Source organism: Streptomyces sp. NPDC006265, from assembly GCF_040613555.1.
In the GTDB taxonomy this organism is placed as follows: Bacteria; Actinomycetota; Actinomycetes; order Streptomycetales; family Streptomycetaceae; genus Streptomyces.
Window position 1 is genome coordinate 1 of record NZ_JBEXSH010000631.1, and the last position, 5458, is coordinate 5458.

Annotated in this window: 3 protein-coding genes and 1 pseudogene; all 4 read left to right on the top strand. The window is 71.4% G+C overall.

Going from position 1 to position 5458, the window contains the following annotated elements:
• A pseudogene (locus tag ABZ281_RS35920) lies at positions 1–205 on the top strand (ADP-ribose pyrophosphatase); the annotation flags it as partial.
• A gap of 286 nt (positions 206–491) precedes the next feature.
• On the top strand, positions 492–2516 hold the full coding sequence (locus ABZ281_RS35925; protein WP_356662258.1) for a tetratricopeptide repeat protein: 2025 nt from the start codon (positions 492–494) through the stop codon (positions 2514–2516).
• A 138-nt stretch (positions 2517–2654) separates the two neighbouring features.
• Positions 2655–3779 carry an alanine dehydrogenase gene (gene ald / locus ABZ281_RS35930; RefSeq protein ID WP_356662256.1) on the top strand — a complete coding sequence of 375 codons (1125 nt, stop codon included), beginning with the start codon at positions 2655–2657 and terminating at the stop codon, positions 3777–3779.
• A gap of 410 nt (positions 3780–4189) precedes the next feature.
• The gene (locus ABZ281_RS35935; protein ID WP_356662257.1) at positions 4190–5317 is read left to right on the top strand and encodes a ParA family protein; all 1128 of its coding nucleotides are present in this window, start codon (positions 4190–4192) and stop codon (positions 5315–5317) included.
• Positions 5318–5458 lie beyond the last annotated feature (141 nt).

A 5458-nucleotide genomic window follows, 5' to 3' on the forward strand; every position in this document is an offset into this window, starting at 1 on the left:
CTTCGCGGTCGAGGAGGAAGAGGCCGACATGGAACTCGACCGGGTGCCGGTGGCGGAGCTCGTCCGGGGCGTGCTGGCCGGCGAGCTCCACAACACCTGCCTCGTCGTGGGCGTGCTGTCCCTGGTCGCCGCGCGCGGTGGTGACGGTCTGGACGCGCTGCGCCCCGCCCAGGCGCCCTGGCCGGCGCGCCCCTTCGAGGCGTAGACGCTCCGCTCGGGGCGGTGCGACGGGTGGGTGCCGCGACGGTCGTCTGTCGGGTGCGGCGTCGTCGTGGCTGGTCGCGCAGTTCCCCGCGCCCCTTTCGGGCGCGACCTCCTGCTCTCGTTCCTACGATCTGCTGATCCGATCGGGGGAAGTGGTCGTCCCGCCCGCCGTGCTCCACCCGGGACGTTGCAGAGCGTGAACTAGGCTCTGGGGCACGCCCGAACCGGAGTCCCGGCGGGCTTGCGCGTGCGGTGGGACGGGAGTGTGGCCCGTGGCGGATCAGGTCGTGGAGACAGGCGACGTGCGGCCGGCCGGGCGCGCTGCCGGGACGGACGAGTTCCTGGGCCGCACACGGGAGTTGAAGGAACTGCGCGCCGACATCGAGCGCGCCGGACTGGACACCCTGGCCGGCCGCAAGGCACCCCGCGCGCGCGTGCTGCTCATCGCCGGCCGGCCCGGCTCGGGCCGCACCGCACTCGCCGAGGAACTCGTCCGGCAGGTAGCGGACCGTTACCCCGGCGGGGTACTGCGGGCGAGCCTCACCGAGCCCGACGGCACCCCCGTCCCCGTCGCACGCGCCGCCCGGGACCTCCTCACCGCCCTGGACGAGCAGGCGCCGGCCGGGACCTCTGAGGACGACCTCACCGACACCCTGCGCGCCGCCCTGGCAGACCGTCGGGTCCTGCTCCTGCTGGACGACGCGGCCGACGCCGAGCAGGTCGACGCCCTGTTGCCCGACACCCCGGAATGCCTCGTCGTCGCGGTCTCCGAAGGCCCGCTGACCGGCATCTCCGACGTCCGCCCCTGCACCCTGGGCGGCCTGGACGCCAAGTCCGGGGTGGAGCTGCTGACCCGGCACGCCGGCTCGGTCCGCATCACCGTCGACCCCCGGGCCGCCGAGGGCCTCGCCGAGGAGTGCCAGGGGCAGCCCGCCGCGCTGATGCTGGCGGGCGGCTGGCTCGCGGCCCGCCCCAACGCCGCCGTCTCCGACCTCGCCAAGCAGCTGCGCGCCGAGGACACCGAGGGCACCGCCCTGACCCGGGTCTTCCGACTCGCCTACGCCGCCCTGCCTCCGACCGCGGCCCGGATGCTGCGCCTGCTCGCCCTCGCCCCGGCCGGGCTGGTCGACCCGCAGACCGCCTCCGCGCTCGTCGGCTCCTCGGTCGGCGGCGCCCGCACCCTCCTCGACGACTTCGTCGCCCTGGGCTTCCTGCACGCGGTGGACTCCCCGCTGCCGCAGTACGAGGTGCCCGGCTGCCTGCACCCGCAGCTGCGGATCCTCGCCGAGCACCACGAACGCCCCGCCGAGCTCCAGCTGGCCCGTGCCCGCATGCTGGAGCGGACCGTGCGGCTGCTCCAGGCCTGCCGGGCCATCACCGAGACCGACAGCCCCCAGGCCCGCCAGAAGCTTCTCGACATGCCGCGCGCCCTGCGCTTCCCCACCCCGCGGGCGGCCGCCGACTGGCTGCGCCTGACCCGGCCCGCCCTGCTGGCCTCGGCCCGGCTCGCGGTCGCCGACGGAGGGCTCGACACCCTGGCACGACGGCTGATGTCTCAGCTGGTCCGCGCGATGGCGGCCCACATCGGCACCCAGGCCGCCGCGCCCGACCTCTACGACGTCCACCGCATGGTCCTCGACGTCGCCGAGCGCCGGAACCTGCCCCGCGAGCGCGCAGCCGCCCTGCTCAACCTCGGCGACCTCGACGCCCGCACCGGCCGCACGGCCGACGCCCTGGCGCGCTACCGGGCCGCGCTGGACGCCGGGCGTGAGGTGAACGACCCGTACGCGACCGGCCGCGCGATGGAATCCGTAGGCGGCGCGCACCTGGAGCTCGGCGACTTCGACCGGGCCGCCGACTGGTTCGGCCGCGCCCTGGTCGAGCGGCTCGCCCGGGGCGAGCGTGCGGAGGCCGCCCGGCTCTACGGCCGGATCGCCGCCGCCCACACCTTCGCCGGCCGCTACGGCGAGGCCATGCGGAACTGGCGCGCGGCGATCGCCGGCCACCGCAAGAACGGTGACGTGGCCGCCCAGGCCCGGGCCTTGAGCGAGCTGGCGCGGGTCCAGGAGTACGCGGGCCGGCCCGAGGAGTCGCTGCGCATCTGCCGGGAGGCCGTGGAGTGGGCGCGCCGCGCCGAGGACCCGCGGCTGCAGGCCGCCCTGCATCTGCGGGTCGCCGACACCCTCGAGCACCTGGGTGATCCCGCGTCGGCCGGGCTGCACCGGGGGGCCGCCGAGCGGATTCTCGGCGAGTCAAACCTTCAAAATGACCCTGACGCCTGCGAAATCCGTACCGCATCACTCGAAGATTGATGCAATGAAAGGCTAGACAGCGAGAACGCCTTCATTAGACTGGCTCTGCCGCACGTTCTCCTGCGGTATCTCCCGGTGTGCCCGTGCGTGCCCGGGTATGTCTTAGTGAGACCCCCCATACCCTCTGAGCCAAGGACCGTGATCGACGTGAAGGTCGGCATCCCCCGCGAGGTCAAGAACAACGAGTTCCGGGTGGCCATCACCCCCGCCGGCGTGCACGAGCTGGTGCGCCATGGCCACCAGGTCGTCATCGAGCGCGACGCCGGCGTCGGCTCCTCGATCACGAACCAGGAGTACGTCGCCGCCGGCGGACAGATCCTGGACACCGCCGACGAGGTGTGGGTCACCGCCGACCTGCTGCTGAAGGTCAAGGAGCCCATCGCCGAGGAGTACCACCGCCTCCGCAAGGACCAGACGCTCTTCACCTACCTGCACCTGGCCGCCTCCAAGGAGTGCACGGACGCCCTCCTGGATTCCGGTACCACGGCGATCGCCTACGAGACCGTCGAGCTCCCCAGCCGCGCGCTGCCGCTGCTCGCCCCGATGTCCGAGGTCGCGGGCCGGCTGGCCCCGCAGGTCGGCGCCTACCACCTGATGCGCGCCAACGGCGGCCGCGGTGTGCTGCCCGGCGGTGTTCCCGGCGTGCTGGCCGGCCGGGCCGTCGTGATCGGCGGCGGTGTCTCCGGCTGGAACGCCGCGCAGATCGCCATCGGCATGGGCTTCCACGTGACCCTGCTCGACAAGGACATCAACAAGCTCCGTGAGGCGGACAAGGTCTTCGGCACGAAGATCCAGACCGTCGTCTCGAACGCCTTCGAGCTGGAGAAGGCCTGCCTCGAGGCCGACCTCGTCATCGGCGCGGTGCTGATCCCCGGCGCCAAGGCCCCGAAGCTGGTCACCAACGAGCTCGTCTCGCGGATGAAGCCCGGGAGTGTCCTTGTCGACATCGCGATCGACCAGGGCGGCTGCTTCGAGGACTCCCGCCCGACCACCCACGCCGAGCCGGCCTTCCGGGTCCACAACTCGGTCTTCTACTGCGTCGCCAACATGCCCGGCGCGGTGCCGAACACCTCCACCTACGCGCTGACCAACGCGACGCTGCCGTACATCGTCGAACTGGCCGACCACGGCTGGGCGGACGCGCTGCGCCGCGACCCGGCGCTGGCCAAGGGTCTCAACACGCATGACGGCAAGGTCGTTTACCGCGAGGTCGCCGAGGCGCACGGCGTGGAGCACGTGGAGCTGACCTCGCTGCTCGGCTGAGCGCGCACAGCCGAAAAGTCGGCTAACCAACCAACCGGCAAAGGCGATACGTCAACACGGGTCGTCAACGCCGCGCACCCGGCCGGACCTTGCCCGAGGTCCGGCCGGATGTGTGTATGGTCACTTCGCGATTCTCGCGCAACTCGCCTCGAACGTAACCCTTCAACCGATTCGCACACCGGTGAAACCTGCCGTGCGACGGCCGTACGCCCTTGACAGCGGGATGTTTCATTGCCGACACATCGGGCCGGGTCCGGCGGATTGTGTTGCTGCGGACGCCCGACACGCCATAGAGTCGCCAGCTGTCGGCATGGTGCCACGCTGACCTGTCTAGAAGTTTCCTGGTCACCAAGGAGGTAAGACGACTTGTGAATGAGTCGACATTTACTCCCGGGGGTGGTCAACCAGGAATGCCTGCACCGGGCCAGGGGTCCGCGGGGTTCGAGGCTGTCGGCTCCGTCGCTGTGCGCACCTTCGCAGCCCACCAGAGTCAGCAGGCGACTCACACAGCACACCAGAAGATGGATGGCCATCACGTGAACGCCATGGCCGGCGACGGAAGTGGCGCGCCCCACAACCACTTCGCCGACTACGACGAACTGCCCGAGGGGCACTTCTACGACCCCGACGCGGAGTACGAGCCCGATCCCGAGTACGCGGCCACTCTCGCGCCCGACGCGGCCAGACAGCGCCGGGAGCGCGTCGGCCCGACCGGGCGTCCGCTGCCGTACTTCCCGATCCCGGGCCCGCTGCCCGACCACGGACCCGCGAAGATCATCGCAATGTGCAACCAGAAGGGCGGCGTCGGCAAGACCACGTCGACCATCAACCTGGGTGCCGCGCTCGCGGAGTACGGACGCCGGGTCCTCCTCGTGGACTTCGACCCGCAGGGCGCGCTGTCGGTCGGACTCGGCGTCAACCCGATGGAACTCGACCTCACCGTCTACAACCTGCTCATGGAGCGGGGGATGGCGGCCGACGAGGTGCTGCTGAAGACGGCGGTCCCCAACATGGACCTGCTGCCCAGCAACATCGACCTGTCGGCGGCCGAGGTCCAGCTGGTCTCCGAGGTCGCCCGCGAGTCGACGCTGCAGCGCGCCCTGAAGCCGCTGCTGCCCGACTACGACTTCATCGTCATCGACTGCCAGCCCTCGCTCGGCCTGCTCACGGTGAACGCCCTGACGGCCGCGCACAAGGTGATAGTGCCTCTGGAGTGCGAGTTCTTCGCGCTGCGTGGTGTGGCCCTGCTGACGGAGACCATCGAGAAGGTCCAGGAACGGCTCAACCCGGAGCTGGAGCTCGACGGCATCCTCGCCACGATGTACGACTCGCGCACGGTGCACAGCCGTGAGGTGCTCGCGCGTGTGGTCGAGGCGTTCGACGACCACGTCTACCACACGGTCATCGGGCGCACGGTCCGCTTCCCGGAGACCACGGTCGCCGGTGAGCCGATCACCACGTACGCCTCCAACTCCGTGGGTGCCGCCGCCTATCGCCAGCTCGCCAGGGAGGTGCTCGCCCGGTGTCACGCCGAGTGAGTCTGCCGGGGGCCGACGAACTCTTCCGTACGACAGGGGGGATGGCGCTTCAGTCGTCCCAGCCCAGGCGTCAGGCCAACGGCGACGCCCGGGTGCCCGCTCCGGCGAGGGAGGGCGACGCGGCGGCCGCGGCCACGGAGG

Bases quoted from the DNA above. Each gene is read 5' to 3' on its own strand.
- ABZ281_RS35935 (WP_356662257.1), top strand. From the start codon at position 4,190: ATGCCTGCACCGGGCCAGGGGTCCGCGGGGTTCGAGGCTGTCGGCTCC.